The organism is Enterococcus sp. DIV1315a (genome assembly GCF_051712325.1).
GTDB classification, from domain to species: domain Bacteria; phylum Bacillota; class Bacilli; order Lactobacillales; family Enterococcaceae; genus Enterococcus; species Enterococcus faecalis.
In genome coordinates this window covers 2,327,493-2,346,454 of the sequence record NZ_JBIOOS010000001.1, presented here as the reverse complement: position 1 = coordinate 2,346,454, position 18,962 = coordinate 2,327,493, and the positions used below count along the sequence as shown (strand labels likewise).

Below are 18,962 nucleotides of genomic sequence, written 5' to 3'. Positions count from 1 at the left end.
CTTCAACGATATTGTCAGTAAAAATAGAAAACGTTATAATAGAATGGATCACAGGAAGTGCTTCTACAATGCGTGGGAGCACTTTTTTTACTTATCTATGAGGAGGGCAAGTGAATGTTTTTTAATTTTATTGGGTTAACGTTATTTTTTGGTATCGGGATCTTAGTTGCGAATGGCGCCAAAATTGTAGCGAATAAAGGGAAAAAGAGTAAAGGGACTATTCTATTAATGGTGATGGAACTGCTCTTGTTAGGTATCTTTTTATTTGTGACTTTGCCAAGTAAAAATCTTTCAACTGTGTTGTGGATTAATTTGATTGGCGCAGTGATTGCTAGTGGGGTGTTATTAAGTACACGCTTAGCTAGTAAAGTCGAAGTTCCTGGTATCCAAAAGGGCCGCAAAGAAGTAGGCAAGAATACCACCAAAACGGCTAACAAAGACTGGTCTGGCAAAATTTTGGGTGTTGCCGTTTTGGCAATGATTTTGTTGACTATTGTCAGTAGTATTACCAGAATCTCTTCTATTGATGAAATTTATCAAACGATTCCTTTAAAAACGGAAGAAAAAGCTGAAGTTTTAACTTCGGCGAAAGAAACACCCATTGCGATTGCACCACAAACGGCGAAACGAAAAATGTTACAGAAATTTTCTGTCATTCCCAATTCCAATATGTTTACTTTGGATGGTATAACGGCACAAGTTGTCAATGGCGAGTATGTTTATGTAGCAACAGTCGAATTTAATGGCTTCTTTAAATGGCTAAAACTGGGGGAAGTACCTGGCTATTTCATCATTAGTGCGACAGATATCAACGCACAGCCAGAATTTGTAGAAAAACCAATTGTTTATACTCCTTCAGCTTACTTTGGCAAAGATGCCGCACGAAAAATTTATTCCGCTTATCCAGGTTATGCAGCAACGGGCACAATCAATTTAGAGCTGGACGACCAAGGGAATCCTTACTATATTCAAACGCTTTACAAAGAGTATGGGGTTTCTGGTCGCATGCACTATAATGAATTTAAAACGGCGGTATTAAATGCTACAACAGGAGAAGTTAACGTTTATGACAGTCAAAAAGCTCCAAGTTTCGTTGATGCGCCGATTACTAGTTCAGCGGCGAATAGCTTAAATGAATTCTTTGGTCGTTACAGTCAAGGCTGGTGGAACCAGACAATGTTTGGTGCCAAAAAAGATGTTAAAATTCCAACTGAAAATGGTATTTATGCATCAGGACAAATTACGCCGATGATGAACAAGGAAGGGAACCAGTTGCTTTATTTTACGGACTTTACAAGTAGTGAAAAAGACCAAGATTCCGCTTTAGGTTATTCCTTAATCAATGCCCGAACAGGCCAAGTTACGTATTATCGTGATACTAAAGTCGGCATTATGGATAGTGATGGCGCCATTTCTATCGCCTCAAAAATTTATCCAGAAAAGAAATGGAAAGCTAGTATGCCAGTCCTTTATAACATTGATGGTGTGCCAACGTGGATTGTTTCGTTAATGGACAGTAAAGGGATTTTCAAAAAATATGTCTATATAAATGCTGTAGATAATGATATTGTAATTGATGCAGACACGGCACAAGGCGCATTAGACGCTTATCGAATTGAGTTAGTAACCAAAGGAAGTAACAATGAAAATACAGACAAAGCCAACTTGAAAACGATGCAAGGTAAAGTAGCTCGTGTCTCAGTAGTAGCTGGGGAAGCGCAAACGGTAGTTTCATTTTTACTAGAAGATGAAAAAACCATTTTTAGCGTAACAACTAATAACAGTCCGCTGGCGCTATTCTTAAAAGAGGGCGACCAAGTGACATTTAAAGCCGTAGTGACTGAAAATGCTAAAGCAGCGAATGTTGAAGAATTGAAAATTGCAGGATTAAACTAAATAAAACACCTCTTTTCTATAGAAAAGAGGTGTTTCATTCTTGGAAAAGAAGAAAAATCCACTTATTTCTGCTATGATAAGAGAGAAAAAGAATACGAAGGAGCTTCGCCCATGCGCAACATAAAATTAACCATTGAATATGATGGTAAAAGATACTCAGGTTGGCAACGACTAGGCAATTCAGAGAAAACGATTCAAGGGAAAATTGAAAGTATTTTAACACAAATGACGGGTGAACCGATTGAAATTATTGGCTCAGGCAGAACGGATGCCGGCACACATGCACGTGGTCAAGTAGCGAATTTTAAAACGACTAGTTCACTAACAACAACCGAAATGTTATCCTTTTTAAATCGATATTTACCTGGCGATATTGTTGTTAAAGAAGTTACAGAAATGCCTGAACGTTTTCATGCACGGTATAACGCCACAGGCAAACAATACAGCTACTATGTTTGGAATAGCCCAATTCCTAATGCCTTTGAACGGTATCATAGTTTTCACTTTCCCAAAGCGTTGGATCAAGAAAAAATGGAACAAGCTTGCCAAAAATTAATAGGGACCCATGATTTTATTGGTTTTTCGGCATTGAAAAAAACCAAAAAATCGACTACTCGAACGATTGAAAAGATTACGATTGAAAGAAACGGCGAAATGTTACAGTTCACTTTTGTGGGCAATGGTTTCTTGCATAAAATGGTCCGCATCCTCGTTGGGACACTTTTAGAAATTGGTGCAGGCACCAAAGAATTAGCGATAATTGACGAATTATTCGCAACAAAAGTCCGAGAAGGCGCAGGTGAAACGGCTCCTGCACAAGGGTTGTTTTTAGATGAAGTGTATTATAAATAACAAAAAAATAAATTTTCTTTAACCACACCAATTAAAAAGTTGAACTTTATCTAAAAAGTGCTAACGTTAAGAAGAGATTAACAATAGAAAGAGGTCATTTTTTTGCTATCTTTACTTATTTCTGTCAAAAAACTATTTTCATCTTTTTTAGGTATCTTAAAAAAAGAAGACACTCGTGCCTTGTTCTTTTTACTGGCAACCACGTTGTTGAGTGGGACTATTTTTTATTCAACAGTGGAAAAATTGTCGCCATTAGATTCGTTATATTTAAGTTTCATGACGTTAACCACGATTGGTTATGGAGATGTTCATCCAGTTACTGACTTGGGAAAAATTTTCACCATGATTTATGCTACAGTAGGCTTGGGGATTATGGCTATGTTTATTTCGGTCGTAGCAAAATCCTACTTGTATTCTAAACAAAGTCATCACCATCATCACCATAAAAACAAAGAACATTCAGCGGAAAAGTCTTCAGAAAAATAGACGAAATTGATGAGTTGACCAAGTGTTTCTCGAAAAATGAAAGTTTTTTGAGAAACACTCTTTTTTTATCTTAATAATTATGGTAGTATGTCCCAAACTGTATTTTATTTTAAAGGAGCGTGAAGTGAATGGTCAAAGCGATTCGGAAATTATCGTTAATTCAAAAAATCATGATAGGGATTGTGATTGGAACCACCTTGGGTTTCTTGGTGCCGGAATGGACCTTCATCAGCGTTCTTGGTGAATTGTTTGTGGGCGCCTTAAAAGCAATTGCGCCGATTTTAGTTTTTGTCTTAATTATTGCGTCGCTGGCCCAACAAAAGGCTGGGGCGAAAACATATGTTGGATCAATTTTAGTTGTGTATCTGTTAGCGACATTTTTGGCAGCTGTTGTTGCCGTGACGGCAAGCTATCTGTTTCCCGTTAAGATTGTCTTGGAGGCGGCGCAGGAAGCGCAAGCAGCCCCAACGCAACTTAGTGATGTTTTAAGCAATGTGTTAACAAGCGTTGTCCAAAATCCGATTCAAGCGATGATTGAAGGCAATTATTTATCTGTTTTATTTTGGTCCTCATTAATCGGCATTGGGTTACGCCAAAGTTCGGTCGCTACCAAGGATGTGATTGCCAATCTTTCGACAGGGATTACCACGGTCGTTCAAATGATTATCGGCATTGCGCCAATTGGGATTCTGGGATTGGTGTTTCATTCGGTGGCAACCACAGGCATTGCAGGGTTAGCTAAGTATGGCCAGTTATTATTATTGTTAATTGGTACGATGGCCGTGGTTGCTTTAGTCGTTTATCCAGCGATTGTTTTTTGGAATATTCGGCAAAATCCGTATCCGTTAGTCTTTTTTGTATTAAAGGAAAGTGCGATTCCCGCATTCTTTACACGCAGTTCTGCGGCCAATATTCCCATTAATATGGAATTGGCGAAAGCAATGGATTTAAATGAAGAATCTTATGCGGTCTCTATTCCGCTGGGCGCAACGATTAATATGGGCGGCGCAGCCATTACGATTACCATTATGACATTGGCGGCAGTCCACACATTAGGCATGTCCGTGCCAATCTATTTAGCATTATTGTTGAGTATCATCGCCGCTGTTTCTGCTTGTGGGGCTTCAGGAATTGCTGGTGGTTCCTTGTTGTTAATTCCGCTTGCATGTAGTTTGTTTGGCATTTCCAATGATATTGCCATGCAAGTCGTCGGCGTTGGCTTTATCGTCGGCGTAGTCCAAGATTCCATTGAAACAGCGTTGAACTCTTCTAGTGACTTGTTGTTTACCACCTCAGTTGAGTTAGCAGACCGACGTAAAAATGGTGAAATTATTGATGTTAAAGCGTTAATTGGCAAAAGTCAATTGGTGGTCGAACAAGAAAATATTTAAAAGAAAGGAACAACCCGCTAAAATGCGGGTTGTTCCTTTCTTTAATAATCTCGGCCCCATTTTTTTCAGGGGCCACTGAAATTATCGACCATTTTGTGAAGAAAATCCTCTCTATAATAAAGGTATCAAGTAAATAGGAGGTACACGAAATGAAATGGTATCAACTTTCCTCAACAAAAGTAATCGAGCAGACTAAGACGAAGCAAACGGGTCTTTCTAGCGAAGAACGTCAGCAACGTTTACAAACGAATGGTCCAAATAAAATTGAAGAAAAACAACAACTGAAAACGTGGCAAAAGCTAGCCAAACATTTTACAGATTTACTAATGGTGGTCTTACTCGCTGCCGCAATTCTAAAATTTGCCACAGGCGAAGTGGTCGAAGGAAGTATCATTTTTCTAGTGGTACTTGTCAATGGCTTTGTCGGTTATTGGCAAGAGCGTAAAGCAGAAGAATCATTAGACGGCCTGAAACAGATGATGGGCCAAGAGGCAGTCGTTCTAATTGATGGACAAAAAACAACCGTTTCTTCTGAAACATTGGTTCTGGGAGATGTAGTCACGTTACAAGCTGGCGATGTAGTCCCAGCAGATTTGCGCTTATTTGATGTTCATAATCTGATGATTGAAGAATCAATTTTGACAGGCGAATCAGAAGCCGTGGAGAAAATTACCGGTTCCTTGAATGAAGAATTGCCAACAGGCGATCAAAAGAATTTGGCTTTTTCTGGAACTCTTGTCCAAGCGGGCTCAGCCTTAGGCGTTGTAGTAGAAACAGGAGATTCTACTGAAGTTGGAAAAATTAATCACGCGTTGCAGTCAGTAGATCAAAAAACAACGCCGCTCGTGCGGAAAATGCACCAATTAAACAAGCAAATTTTCCAAGGGATTATGGTCTTGATCGTGTTTCTGATTTTCTTTACCACTTTTCGTCATGGCATGGAATGGAGCCTCTTATTTTCTGCGATGATTGCATTAATTGTAGCAATGATTCCAGAAGGCTTACCTGCTGTGTTAACGATGATTTTATCGATGGGTGTTCATGAGATGGCTAGAGAAAATGCGATTATTAAAGGCATGCCTTCCGTTGAAACATTAGGTTCAATGACAGTTATCTGTTCAGACAAGACAGGAACGCTAACTAAAAATGAAATGACGGTAATGGATGTAGTGACTGAAGAAATGACCATTGTCAAAGAGATTATGGCTAACTGTCAAGAATTGAAATTACAAGACCAACAAAAAATCGCCGACTTACAAGGGAATCCTACCGAGTTAGCTTTACTACAATATGTTGATCAGGATCAACTGTCTTTACGCCCTGTAGAAAAGAAAATTCCGTTTAGTTCAAGTTATAAATACATGGCCACTAGCCATCCGCAAGCAGAAGGTTCAATTATTTATGTCAAAGGTGCGCCAGAAGTATTGTTACAACTTTCTACGTTATCTGATAATCAAAAAGGTGCTTGGCAAGCACAAGCTGCGCAATTAGCGCAAAAAGGACAACGGGTATTAGGTTTCGCTTATAAGACAGTTACGTCACAACAGGAACTGACACATGAAACATTGTCAGGATTGACGTTTGCTGGACTGGCAGGCATCATCGATCCGCCAAAAGAAAGTGCCATTCAAGCCGTCAAAGAATCTCAAGAAGCAGGTATTTCCGTCAAAATGATTACCGGAGACCATAAAGATACAGCGCAAGCCATTGGCGAGCAGGTTGGTTTAAAGCATACGAAAAAAGTCCTTGAAGGATTAGAAATTGATGCTATGTCAGATGAAGAATTAGCTCAGCACGTTCAAAAAGTCGATGTATTTGCACGAACGACGCCAGAACATAAATTACGAATTGTCACGGCTTTACAAAACAATGGTGAAATTGTCGGGATGACCGGCGATGGCGTGAACGATGCGCCAGCACTAAAGAAAGCCGATGTCGGAATTGCCATGGGAATTAAAGGAAGTGAAGTAACCAAACAAGCCGCAGATATGGTTTTGGCAGATGATAATTTCCATACGATTGCTAAAGCCGTGAAAGAAGGACGCCGCATTTTTGATAACTTGAAAAAGACGATTACCTTCTTCTTGCCAACCTCTTTAGCACAAGGTTTAATTGTTGTCTGGGCGCTTTTAATGAATCATCCTCTACCGTTGACACCTGTCCAGATATTATGGGTAAACATGGTAACTACGATTACTTTGTCTTATGCATTAGGTTTTGAAAAAGCGAGTGCTGATACCATGAAACGACCACCAAGAGATGTCAACGAAGGCATTTTAACAAAGTACAGTATTTTTAGAATCGTCTATGTGTCGGTACTCATTATGGTACCAGGTTACCTTATGGCGTTACAATTTGAGGGCCAAGCCTTACAGCAAACGTTCCTCTTACAAAGTATCGTCTTAGCGCAAGCAGCGTATATGATCAACTGTCGTAAGTTGGTTGATCCGTCGTTAAGCACAGGCTTTTTCCAAAATAAAGTGTTGTTTGCTTCATTAGGAATCCTCTTTTTACTACAAGCGCTAGTAGTTTACTGGCCAGTAGCGCAGCAATTAATTGGCACAACTTCTTTAAATGGCCTTCAATTAGCAATGATTTTCGTCCATGTTGTGAGTCTGTTTTTCCTTGTTGAAGGGGAAAAATATATAACCAAACGATTCATGACGAAAGAAAGCCAAAAAACTAGCGAATGTCCTCGCTAGTTCCTTTAAAAATAAGAATGAAGAGTGAGCTCTGCTAGTCGGCGGAGTTCATTTTTTGTTGGAATTAAAGAGAGATAAAAGACAGGAAGATCAAGATGATCCAAGGGGAAATTGGAAATAATTATGTCGGCTTCATTTAACGTCAACTGGCTTAGTTCCACATATTCAATGGCTTGTAATTTCACACGAGTACCTAAATAAGCAGCTAATTCTTGTTGTAAAAAAGCTTTCCAAGCAGGTTCCCCTTGAAAGAGGAAATAGGCAGTCATCGTTTGCGTCTGAATAGAATAACTGGCTTGTTTTTCTAACAAAGAAGCCAAACTAAGAAAATAAGTTGGTTCTTCAATCGTGGTGTAGCGAGATAAAATCTCCAAAAGTTCTTGGTTGCTCTTTGATAACGCAAGGTCCTCCGCGGCTTGTTCAGTCATTAATTCTTGATATTCCAATTGAAATTGCTCAGAAAGTGTTGGGGACTCGGTATATTTAATGAATAACAATAACAGATTATCCAATAAATTTGTTTGGATTAAATCAGGCCGGGCTTCTTCAGTGGACAAATTAGTGATAAACTGTTGTAACGACTTTCGCAGCTGACTGTAATGAGTGTGGAGCGCAGAAGCCAACGTTTCGCCATAGACATTATCGTAATTCCAACTTTCTAAGAAACAAAAGAAGGCGAAAAAACTTTCTTCTCCTTGCAAATAGATGCCTTCAGAAGCATAAAGTTTTGCCAAGGACGGTTGATAAAGTTGAAACAAGACATCTTTTGAGTCAAAAGAAAATTGACTCACTCGGCAATTGGCTTTGTTGCGAATCGTGTTAATAAAAAACCAACAAGCGCCAAAAATTTCTTCCGTTTCCACCGTCAACTCACTATTGTAAACTTGTTTCAAAAATTGAAAATAATGCTCCTCATGAATAGAATAATCGTCAAAAAAATAATTATTATGAGTAAAAGGCACCAACAAACGGTGATAAAAAATCCGAATATTGCTTTCTGCCCCGATTAGCTGAATGGTCGTCGTGGTTAGCTGAATCGTTAAATGAAAATCACGTAAGGCCAGATTCATTTTTTTGATATGTCGCTTCAAAGTTTCATAAGAAACACCACTAGTGCTCAAAAAAGAAGTTGTCACTAACTCTTTCGTAAATAGTAGCTCTTTTAATAGCTGAATACTAATGGATTGAGGTAAAAATAATGACCAAAGCTCATTGGTTTGCGCATTCCCCTGATTACGTAACCGAATACCACTGCTATCGGTTTCAATGGACCAGTCGGCGGGTAATTGACTGCGAATATACTGTAAATCCGAAAAAACGGTTCGCTCTGTCGTTTGGATTTGCGCGGCTAAACGCTTGGCTGTCAGCTGGGGAACATTTAACAACTGTTCCAACAAACGAATTTGCCGAAGCAAATCTTTTTCCGTTATCACACGTTTTAACATGGAGTACATGGCAAAACCTCCTTTTGCTTAAGAATACGGATAAAAAGGGGATTGGTCAATTAAAAAAAGAAGCGAATCGTCATTCGCTTCTTTTTATTCACTATACAAAAATATCAAATGTATGCAAAACGGCTGACAATAAAATGGTTACAACAGCCATTCCTGATACAAAGCCGACAGCACCAGGAACAAACGGAGGTAATCGTTTAGCAATATAGCTACCGACAGGGGCCGCACTGATTCCTGCTAAAACGGCGATGGTCAGGGAAAGCCAAAAGCCACCACCCATCATTAAAATCACACCAGGAACAATACTGACCAGTGGCATAAACGTTGGATACCAACCTTCTTCAGCGAAATGTTTTCGATAAAGAAAAACACCAACAGCCGAAGCAATCATTTGTCCCATTAAAATGTCAGGAACCAAGCCAGAACCATTTGTAATATGATTAATATTGACAAACCAATCTGTTAAAACGCCTAGAATTACCAAACCTCCAACTAACTCATTTCCATAAAACCAAGCTTCGGAGAAGTCAGCAAAAGTGCGTCGTATTGACCATTGAAAGGTTTGCGTATTTTCAATTTTAGGTTGTTTTTGCCGCTTCTGAGCGATTGGTGCAACAGAAGGAACCATCCAAGGAAGTTGATGACAGATGGCTGAAACAATCCAGCCAACAAAAGCCATTGTGGTAACGTTGGAAACTGTCCCAGGTACATTTAAAAGGGGCATCAATTGCGCATTCAGCCAATTGGCAAACGGAAAGGTGAAAAGCGCACTCAACAGAGAAATCGTTCCTAATTTTTTCCAGCCAGGACCATAAACGAGCGTTAAAGCTGGCGGCGTGCCGACCACCACAATAAACGTTGGTAACCACAACACTTCTTTTGTAAAAAAGCGTGTAAAATCAAAAACATAAATAGTTAAAAAGATGGAAAGTAGCTGAGAAGCAAGTACCCAAGGCCAAGCACCAGAGCCACCAGCAATTGCAAATCCCTGCCATTTTGAATTTTTCCGATAAAGTTGCCAAGCAATCAGACCGCCGATTAGTAAGAAAAGCGTTGTAAAAAGTCCACCGTAAAATTCCCCTTCCGTGAAGTTCATAACAAAATAGATAAATTTGTAAAATCCCTGCTGATTCACTTTGGTAACTACGTCATTGTAAGGAAAAAAGTTAGACACATGTCGAAAGCCATTCATGATCCAATACAGGAACATTCCCAAAAAAATTTTTACAACAAGAGCTAAAACGGCTTCGTAATTGATCGATTTATTTTTCATATGATCGCTCCAAAAAAAATGACATTTTACTAAGTTTTTGAAATTAGTTTATTTTAGCTACTAAAGCTTTTAGTGCCTCGTTAAAGACATTTGCTGGCGGATTAGTCAATCCAGCGCCAATCATACCAATCCCCGGTTCTTTATGAGCAATAGCAGTATTAATGACAGGCAGCATCCCTGTTTCTAAGACTTTTAAGACATCGATGCCTGAAGGAATCCCCATAAAATCTAAAACAGGAATCGTGACATTGGGATTTTCTTTCGTAGTAATTTCCAGCATTTCTTTTGAATAATTCAATGCTTCTGCCACTGTTCCGCCAACTAATGGGACAATTGCTGGTGCAGCTGCCATAGCAAATCCGCCAACACCATATGTTTCTGTAATAGCACTATCGCCCATATCCAAACCAGCATCTTCTTGTGTGTAACCAGCAAACATCGGACCAATCACCCGTTGGGCAGGCCCCGTAAACCAGTGATTTCCGCCAATCCCACTGACACGAATCCCAAATTCGACCCCATTGCGACACATGGTGGTGACAATTGTACTATTCTCCACATTATGCCCAGCATCTAACGCACATTTAGCGGCGCCCATCCAAGTCGGACCAGAAAAATAGTCAGAACTGCCAAGAAATTCAAATACTTCTTTTAATTGTTCACGAGAAAAATCAGTTTGAACCATGTAAGGTGTTAATGCTTGGACTAACAACGTACTTCCAGCTACATTGCGATTATGACACTCATCACCCATATGCAAGGCTTGCGAAAGCATTAAGCGTAAATCAATGCCTTCTGGACAAAAAGTCATGGCATCATGAAGTAATGGACCTAAAACATCGCGCATCCAAATCAGGCGATCCACGACGGATTGATCATTTGCACCAAATCGTAAAACTTTCGCCAATTGTTCACTTAAATTAGTAAAAGCCGTGTTGCCGTACGTTTCATTTTTGATAATATGAACGTACATATTCGGAGAAGTCACGCCAGCCATGGAACCAACGGCATCATGTTCATGACAAGGAGAAAACGTAATCGCGCCAGAACGAGCAACCCGATCGGCATCAGCTAGATCTTTTGCTAATCCTTCAAAAACAAGCGCTCCTTGAACGGCACCTTTCATCGGTCCGCACATATTTTCATAAGTAATGGGTGGCCCAGCATGTAAAATGGTCGTTTCAGTCATATTGGGCATGACATTAATTGCTTTATCAAATCCTACTAAAATAGGTTTTGATTGAATAATGCGGGTAACCGCTTCTTCGTTGGCTTGTTGGATTTTTTCATAAAGTGTTGGATTTTTTAATTGATCCAATAATTTCAATAGCTCTGGGTCACCATTGGCTGGCGGTGCCCAATTTACTTGATGTGAAGGAATCCCTTGTTTTTTCATGTCTTCATGAATAAAGTCAATGCCTACATTGATCGTATCTAAAGGCTGTTTAAAAAGATCATTTCTGCTCATGTTCGTTCGCTCCTTTTACAAAAGTTTTGGTGGCTTCGCAAAGTTGGTGACTGCTGTCGACAACGAGAACCTCTAAATCTTCTAAAATTTTCCGCTGTTCATGAATATCTTGTGGATCTTCTTCGGTCCCTAAAACATAGCCAATAATGGCTAACTCACGACCATCTGCTTTCGCTATTGCTTTGGCTTCCTTTAACGCCTCCGCTAACACGCCAACAGGATTTTCGTGAGAACCATAACCTAATTCAAAATCTAACGCTAAAACTGCCACTTCAGGATCTTTGGCTTCTTGAAGAATGCGAGTAATCCGAGAAGTCGGATCGATCATTGGATGTGGGCGTCCTTCTGTGAAACGATCATCACCGAAATCAATCAATGTATGTGCTTGGCTGTGGTCAGGATTTGCTAATTGCCGTTCAGGAATTTTATGAATATTACTATAAACATCATCAGAGACTTCTGTTAAAGCATATAAAAGTTCATCACAAAGAGTGCCACCACAGAACAACCCACGAACAAATTTTTGAGAAGGGGCTTGTTGCTGTTGGATGGCTGTTAACGTTGCGCCTGTCGGATTTTGATAGAGGCTGGTTTCCGCTTCCTGTGTTTGACTAAATTGAATCACCTTTTGAACTGCATCCAGAGAAGAAGTAGCAAAAGTGACGTTGTCTATTTTTCGTTCCGTTTGTTCACTGCCGATAAAATAAATAACAACTGGTTTAGTTGAAACAGCTAATTTTTTTAAAATTTTCTCTGTTACTTCTGGAGCAGGCGGTTTAGAAATAAGCAAAATTGCCTTAGTTTGTTCGTCAGCCATTAAAGCATCCAGCCCGTCAAGCATCATCAGCCCACCAATTTCAGCAGACAAATCACGGCCACCAGTACCAATTAATTGTGAAATCCCATAACCATATTTATGGATTTGAACACTAACTTCTTGGCTACCCGTACCAGAAGCGCCGACAATTCCAATATCTCCTGAACGTACCTCGTTAGCAAAACATAACCCAACACCATTAATAATCGCTGTTCCACAATCAGGACCCATCACAAACAGTTCTTTTTCGTGTGCTTTTTGTTTTAACGCTAATTCCTCGTTAACCGTCACGTTATCACTAAAGAGCATGACGTGTTTTTGCTGATCTAAAGCTTTATGCGCTTCTCGTGCAGCAAATTTTCCATTGACAGAAATTACAACTAAGTTGGCATCAGGCTCTTCATGAAGGGCTGAATCTAACGTCTTATAGGTTACTTCAGAAGAAGCGGTTTTCTTTTTCTTCGTAAATAACTCGTCGACTTGCTGTAAAATTTCTTCTGAGTTCGCTTGGTCATCAAGATCTAAAACAATTAATAAATCGCCCGTTGTAACATGATCCAAGGCGGGTGTATATAAACCAACATTCCGAATCACTTCAAGATTCATGTCGGTTCCCATCCCAATCATTGCGGTTTTAACTCCAGCCAGTTCATTGGCTCGTGTTGAAATGGTCATTAAAGTAACTGAATCAAAATAGGCGTTCTCTTTAATTACTGTTTGAATTGTCATGATTATTCTCCTCACAAAATAGTTTTAAACCAAAAATAATGCCGCAAAGTATGTCGCTTCCTGAAGTTGAGCCCACCTCCTCTAAAGCTGAAACCGCTTGAGCCATTTCGTTTGTATTTCCACTTTCAATTGATAAAAAAACACGCTGAACTAGCTGAGAAAACCGCTCGTTCACTGCTTCATGGATTTCCGCATAACTGACCGCATTCGTTCGTTCCTTGGCTAGCACAGCCAGCTGTTGGAAATTCGAGGGAAGCTGCTGTAATGCAGAAAAACTAGCAATTAATCCTGTGATAAAATCATCGCCAGTGGGAGTTAAACCAATCCCCAATCCCAAAATCTTCGTTAAACAATCAAGAGCTATTTTAAAAGATTTTTGCTCCCAAGCTTGTTGAAAATGAACCATTTCTTTTTGAATCTGGGTCCGACTATAAGAATCAAAAAGAAAGGTTGACGACGAAGCAGGAAAAAGCGTTTGCCAAGGATTGAAACGAGTTTGCTGAATATACGTTAAAAAAATAGCTATTTTTGTTTTACTGGGTGTTAAATAAAGTGGCGTTGGTTGCCAAATTTGGGCATCGGCTAGGGTTAATTGTCGTCGGCCTAACCGGATAAACAGGGGCTCAATTTGGACAGGTAAATCAGCGAAATGGCTAAGTTTTTTTTCATCGAGTATAATCGTGTTAGGTGCTATATGTTCGGGATGCGTTGAAATGGTCAAGAGAATTTCTTGGGTGTCTACATGACCATAATTAATAGCGTGCGTAAAACATTGCAAGCTAGTCAATGTTTGATGAGGGAGTTTCGATAAAATCGTTTGGTCATAAGCTAAAATTTTTGTCATTCCAACGACCTCCTTTTTAATAGCGCTTTCACAACTTCATAATAAAAGAATCCAGCACGCTAAACAATTGCTAAAAATGACATTGATTTACAAGTTTGAATGGACAATTTGTACATTGGGAGGATAAATGATGTTAAAAGTGAGTGATTTATTAACGTTAGAAGAATTACCTGGCATTACCTTAGTGGCAGGACATAAAAATCAGGACCAACCGATTTTAAAAGTCAATATTTTAGAAAATCCTGATATTTTAGATTGGCTAACAGCAGGTGAGCTGCTGTTAACGACAGGGTACATATTTAAAGATGATCGGAAATTACAGAAAAATTTTTTGAAAGAACTAGCCAAACACCATTGTGCTGCCTTAGGATTTAAAACCCAACGTTATTTTGAAGAAGTTCCACCAGACCTAATCAAATTAGCAGATGAAATGAACGTTCCTATTTAGCAATTCCTTACAATTACACCTTTTCGCAAATTGCTGACGTGTTGAAAAGTCGTGTCACGTTAGAACAATTTGACATGAATGCGCAAGAAACCGCATTGCATAATAAAATTTACCAAATCTTAGAAACGGGAAGTAGCAGTTTTCATTTGCTGCAGGATCTAGCAGAAACCATTCAAAATCCTGTCTTGTTATTGAATGACCACTTTGAAGGAGTTAATTTTTTTGACTTGCCTAAAAATCCAATTCGTATTTCTAGCATTTTAGAAGATAGACAAGAAACCTCAGAGTTCCAAAAACAATTGCTGGAACAAAGTCATCCATTATTACGCTTTTATCAAGAACCGATTCATTTACAGTTGAAACTCCAGAACCAAGTGGTGCCAATTGAAATTTATCCAATTAAAAAGAAAAATGTTATTTTATATTATTTGCTCGTCTGGAACACCTTGGCCCCATTACGACCAGTCGACGTGGCTCATTTTAAAATCACAGCTCATTACTTACTTTTACAATTGCAATTGGAATACTCACGGAAATTTGAAGAATACCAACAACGAAACGAATTATTTTTTAAGCTGATTGCGCATGAAAAGAGGGATCAAGCTGTTTTCCAACAATTTCAACAATATTATCGCTTGGCAATAGATAAGCCCTATGCGATTTTGCTAATTTCATTAACCTTAAATGAACGCCAAAGGCAAGAAAGAATGTCTATTTTAGGCAACCAGCTAAACCAAGTTATCTTAGGGGACAAACAAAAAATTGTTTGTATTGAAATTGACAGTTCCTTTGTCTTATTAGTTGAAAATCCACCTGAAAAAGAAGGCGATTATCTGAAAATGATGCAACGCCTAGCAAAAAGTAGCATAAATCAGTTAATGAAAGTACAAGAAGATGTGGAACTTTTCCTAACAATAGGACCTAAGATTCAAGGTCTGACCCAGATTCATGAATCGTATCAACAAGCGATTGACGTTTTAGCCTTTCAACGCCAATTCATTGCAGAAAAACCTGAAATGAGGATTGCTTCCTACGCGAATTTTCATCTTAGACAGACACTACAACGTTATTTTTTAGAAGAAGGACAAGCAACCCTCAGAAACAAATATCTCCAACCATTGCAGAAAAGTGATCAACAGCAACATACCGACTTTGTCCATACACTGAATGTCTATTTTCAATCAAAACGAAACTTGTCTCAAACAGCCAAAAAGCTCTTTATTCATCGTAATACTTTGTTACAACGATTGGAGAAAATTGAACAGCTAGTGCTGTTGGATTTTGATAAGGAAGTGGATTTGTTGGCGCTGGAAGTGGCGTTGTTTGTGGGAACTTAAGAAGCAATATAAGTGGCGGTTTTTAATTTAATGGAATATATATAGCTAAAAGAAACGATTATACAAGAAGGATAATTTAATCAATAAAAAATGGAATCTTTTCATAACCTCAATTTTTTCAAAAAAATAAATCCTTCCCAAAATCTTCAAACACAAACCACTAACTATCTGCTACTATAAAAGAAACAACTATCATTTGGAGGAAGTATGCGTAACAGAAAAATGTGGACAATTATCGTCAGTGGGTTATTTTTAAGTAGTATCATCGCGGGAATTTCAGGAGCATTTTTAATCATTGAAGGAGAGTTAACGACTCTGCTCTGGGAGGTATTGCCAGCGCAAATGAAGTGGCCAATCCTCTATTATTTTGTCTTGTGTGTGCTAGGAGCGTGGGTATTGAGTTATCTGAAGAAACGCTTCGGGCAAGTACCACAAACGGCGCATGAGGCGCTGACAGAATTGAAGGCGAAACAATCGGTCGATTATTCAGGTGTGTTTAGAAATTTATTGGCCGCCTTGGTAATTTTAATTTTCGGGGCTGGTGTCGGTCCTGAAGCCGCATTGTTGGGAGCAATTATTTCGTTGTCAGTCTGGCAATCTGATAAGTTACGGTACCTTTATTTTCATTATGACGAGCAAGAACAGCAAACATTTTGGACAAAAATCCAGCGCTTACTACATCCGCAACAGTTTGTTCAGCGCTACGATACGAGGCTCGCTCCTGTGGATAAAAAGAAACTGAAACAAGTGATGAACGGGTTATTTATTGTGAACGGGTTGGTGGTGTTTACCTTTTTAATGAAATTGGTGGGACACCCATCGTTTATTACGAAGTTAGGAACTGGAAAAATTGAAATGGCTTCGTTATGGCTGATTTTACCCGCTTTATTAACTGCTTTTGTGATTAGTAACGCCTATCAATGGTTGCAAGCTGCTCTGGCTAAACTATGCCAACCTTTTGAAGAAAAGCAAAGCATACTGGTAAGCTTTGGTGCAGCCTGTATTTTTCTTTTTGTTATTTTAATGCCAAGATTACTATTTTCAGGACAATCTTTTATGCATTTAGTTCCTAGTTTTGGTAGTCAACAAGCCTGGTATATCTTGGTGGTCGCTGCGATAATGAAACTAGTATTTTTACAAGTTTGTTTACACACGGGTTGGATAGGTGGCGATATTTTTCCCGTCGTTTTTTCAGCTATTTTAATCGGGTTTGCGGTCGCACAATTTTTCCCAACAATTGACTCGCTTTTTGTTGTCGCAATTTTTGCTACGAGTTTAACAACCCAAATCTTAGGAACGATTCTTGTACCAGGCATTTTTGTGGGGCTCTTTTTCCCCATCACGCTTTGGCCAGTTGTAGTCCTTGTGTTATTTTTACAATGGCTATTGAAAAATAAAATTATTAAGAGTAACTAGAAGATACTAAAAAGAGGGAATAAAATGAACCTAACCCATCAAGACTTCAATCTATTCAACCGAGAAATCTTCACATTTAAACAACTCAAAGAGCAACAAACATCAGCAGAAATCGATGCCTTAAAGCAAACCTACAAGCAACATTGGGAAAAGTGGAAAGCCTTAAACCTCGCAATCACCCAAGGTTTACCAGCTGAACTCGGCATCACTAAGCCGAAAATCGAAAGCTGGACCAACGGCTGGAATTTACGCAGTCATTTCTGGGCTGCATATCGCAGTGAGCAACGCCAAGCGGAAAATGCTTGTCTGGCGTTGTTATTAAATAAAAAGCAATTTCAAGTATATTTGATGTTTCAACATTACAAAAGTGAGGAGCGGGCAGGCTCAGTCGTCGCTTACAATCAATTGCTTAATCGTTTAGAAGCTTGGAGCCAAACCATCGACTGTGAAGGCTATTATATTTGGCCGCAGGAGGAGCATGAACTAGTGGACCATTTGCCTTTAAAAGATTATTTAGCAGATGAAAAACAACGGAAAATTCTAGAAGAGCGGATAGGCAATCGCTCATTTCAGATCGGTAAGTTGTGGTTTGCGACGGAAAAGCTTGAAACGATTGAAGAAAAAAGTTGTCAGGCGCTTCAAGAATTAGCGCCGTTGTATAACGCATTATCTGAAAAATGAACGAAACAACGTCTTTGACCAAGTACCTAGTCAGAGACGTTGTTTGTGTTTTTATTGATTTAAATCTGTCAGTAGTAGCTCGTTAGAAACAGCAAAAGTAGTAACTTCTGTTAAAGCTGGATCCAAAGTGTATTTTGTAAATGAGGTAGTACTTTCTGGTTGGACATACATGGTTAGATTAGTCACATCATATCCTGACCAATAATGTGTGAAATCAGACAGAGAATTACTTTGACCTAAATGGCCAATCCCCCGAGGAATCATCACTGTTTGGAAGGCGCGATAGAGTTGCATAATCCCTTCAGAGCTATCAAATTCTTGGAGATTGTCAGAATAGTATAACGCACGAATGAAACGTGACGGCGAAGTGAAGTCTCCTGGGATTCCTAGTAGTCCGTAAGAAGTCCCGCCTTCAATTGGGTCAAGTGTTGCGCCTGATTTTAAAGTGTAAGGTTCCTTAATAGCATAGTTGCGCATCCCGATATAGTTTCGTGCATTGGTTAAATGATAATTGTATTCTGGGCTGTTTGTGACTACGCCAATCGAATCATAAATGACGAACGCTCCGTTATCTGTTGGTTGCAAAACGATACTATTATTATTTTTATCATTAATGGTCCAGTGTAAGGTAAAATGAACTTCCCCCAATGAATCAAGTTGGAATTTTTGATCTAACAGGCCGATTTTTTCAAAAGCTACTTTTACTTCGTCAACGCTTTCAAAATTACTCAAAATATAAGCGAGTACTTCTTCTGCAATATGAGGTGTTAAACCACGCTCTGCTAAACTTTCAGCAGGTGCTGTTGAAGATTCCATTAAATATTGAATATCACCAGATAAGCCGGCTTCGTTGATACCATCTGTGATAGCAAGACTGACGGTTTTACCATCGTTCGCTGGTTGATCTGTGCCTGACATTGCTAGTCCCATAAAGGAATATTTTGCCGTCCAAGGATTTAGTTGGCTATTTAGAACTGTACCTTTTGGAAATTGAGCAATTAGAGTAGGGATTTTTGGTGCAATTGGATCTTCGTTGCCAAAAAAGTCAAACGTAAAATCCATCGTACGTCCATAAAAAATATCATTTGTTTTGGAAATAATCTTGATGCCTGTACACATAATAGTTTCCCCCAATTAATGTAAGTTTGTGAAGCCTGTTTACTAGTTA

General features: G+C 39.1%; 13 protein-coding genes and 1 pseudogene. 8 read left to right on the top strand and 6 right to left on the bottom strand.

The window, feature by feature from the left end:
• Positions 1 to 114 precede the first annotated feature (114 nt).
• The 5 genes from IGJ03_RS11135 (at position 115) to IGJ03_RS11115 (ending at position 7,327) form a co-directional block, all read left to right on the top strand.
• Positions 115 to 1,896, top strand: coding sequence for a DNA-binding protein (locus tag IGJ03_RS11135; RefSeq protein WP_174091049.1), 1,782 nt, complete (start codon positions 115 to 117; stop codon positions 1,894 to 1,896).
• Positions 1,897 to 2,007: 111 nt separating this feature from the next.
• A complete protein-coding gene (truA, locus tag IGJ03_RS11130) occupies positions 2,008 to 2,748 on the top strand; it encodes a tRNA pseudouridine(38-40) synthase TruA (protein WP_002355033.1) in 741 nt (246 codons plus the stop codon).
• 102 nt (positions 2,749 to 2,850) lie between these two features.
• Positions 2,851 to 3,234, top strand: a complete 384-nt coding sequence (locus IGJ03_RS11125; protein ID WP_002367385.1) for a potassium channel family protein — start codon at positions 2,851 to 2,853, stop codon at positions 3,232 to 3,234.
• A gap of 128 nt (positions 3,235 to 3,362) precedes the next feature.
• Positions 3,363 to 4,625 carry a serine/threonine transporter SstT gene (gene sstT, locus IGJ03_RS11120; RefSeq protein WP_002355037.1) on the top strand — a complete coding sequence of 421 codons (1,263 nt, stop codon included), beginning with the start codon at positions 3,363 to 3,365 and terminating at the stop codon, positions 4,623 to 4,625.
• Between the two features lie 149 nt (positions 4,626 to 4,774).
• The gene (locus tag IGJ03_RS11115; protein ID WP_375804858.1) at positions 4,775 to 7,327 is read left to right on the top strand and encodes a cation-transporting P-type ATPase; all 2,553 of its coding nucleotides are present in this window, start codon (positions 4,775 to 4,777) and stop codon (positions 7,325 to 7,327) included.
• A 5-nt stretch (positions 7,328 to 7,332) separates the two neighbouring features.
• Here IGJ03_RS11115 and IGJ03_RS11110 read toward each other — a convergent pair whose 3' ends face one another.
• From IGJ03_RS11110 to IGJ03_RS11090, 5 genes are all read right to left on the bottom strand, one after another.
• Positions 7,333 to 8,772, bottom strand: coding sequence for a helix-turn-helix domain-containing protein (locus tag IGJ03_RS11110; RefSeq protein ID WP_025190631.1), 1,440 nt, complete (start codon positions 8,770 to 8,772; stop codon positions 7,333 to 7,335).
• A gap of 100 nt (positions 8,773 to 8,872) precedes the next feature.
• On the bottom strand, positions 8,873 to 10,054 hold the full coding sequence (locus tag IGJ03_RS11105; protein WP_078126726.1) for a hypothetical protein: 1,182 nt from the start codon (positions 10,052 to 10,054) through the stop codon (positions 8,873 to 8,875).
• A 43-nt stretch (positions 10,055 to 10,097) separates the two neighbouring features.
• Positions 10,098 to 11,522, bottom strand: a complete 1,425-nt coding sequence (locus IGJ03_RS11100) for a DUF1116 domain-containing protein (RefSeq protein WP_002378927.1) — start codon at positions 11,520 to 11,522, stop codon at positions 10,098 to 10,100.
• On the bottom strand, positions 11,509 to 13,068 hold the full coding sequence (gene fdrA, locus IGJ03_RS11095) for an acyl-CoA synthetase FdrA (protein ID WP_010713750.1): 1,560 nt from the start codon (positions 13,066 to 13,068) through the stop codon (positions 11,509 to 11,511). The genes IGJ03_RS11100 and fdrA overlap by 14 nt, the downstream gene beginning before the upstream one ends.
• Positions 13,046 to 13,912 carry a DUF2877 domain-containing protein gene (locus IGJ03_RS11090; protein WP_010713751.1) on the bottom strand — a complete coding sequence of 289 codons (867 nt, stop codon included), beginning with the start codon at positions 13,910 to 13,912 and terminating at the stop codon, positions 13,046 to 13,048. Before IGJ03_RS11090 ends, fdrA begins: the two co-directional genes overlap by 23 nt.
• Before the next feature lie 127 nt (positions 13,913 to 14,039).
• Here IGJ03_RS11090 and IGJ03_RS11085 point away from each other — a divergent pair.
• The 3 genes and pseudogenes from IGJ03_RS11085 (at position 14,040) to IGJ03_RS11075 (ending at position 17,794) form a co-directional block, all read left to right on the top strand.
• Positions 14,040 to 15,697: pseudogene (locus tag IGJ03_RS11085) on the top strand (PucR family transcriptional regulator).
• Positions 15,698 to 15,904: 207 nt separating this feature from the next.
• Complete coding sequence (locus tag IGJ03_RS11080) at positions 15,905 to 17,113, top strand: hypothetical protein (RefSeq protein ID WP_002378924.1); 1,209 nt, start codon at positions 15,905 to 15,907, stop codon at positions 17,111 to 17,113.
• A 24-nt stretch (positions 17,114 to 17,137) separates the two neighbouring features.
• Positions 17,138 to 17,794, top strand: coding sequence for a glucose-6-phosphate 1-dehydrogenase family protein (locus tag IGJ03_RS11075; RefSeq protein WP_002367365.1), 657 nt, complete (start codon positions 17,138 to 17,140; stop codon positions 17,792 to 17,794).
• Positions 17,795 to 17,845: 51 nt separating this feature from the next.
• On the opposite strand, the gene IGJ03_RS11070 is transcribed toward IGJ03_RS11075, so the two are convergent.
• A complete protein-coding gene (locus IGJ03_RS11070) occupies positions 17,846 to 18,913 on the bottom strand; it encodes a choloylglycine hydrolase family protein (RefSeq protein WP_002365295.1) in 1,068 nt (355 codons plus the stop codon).
• Between the last annotated feature and the right edge of the window lie 49 nt (positions 18,914 to 18,962).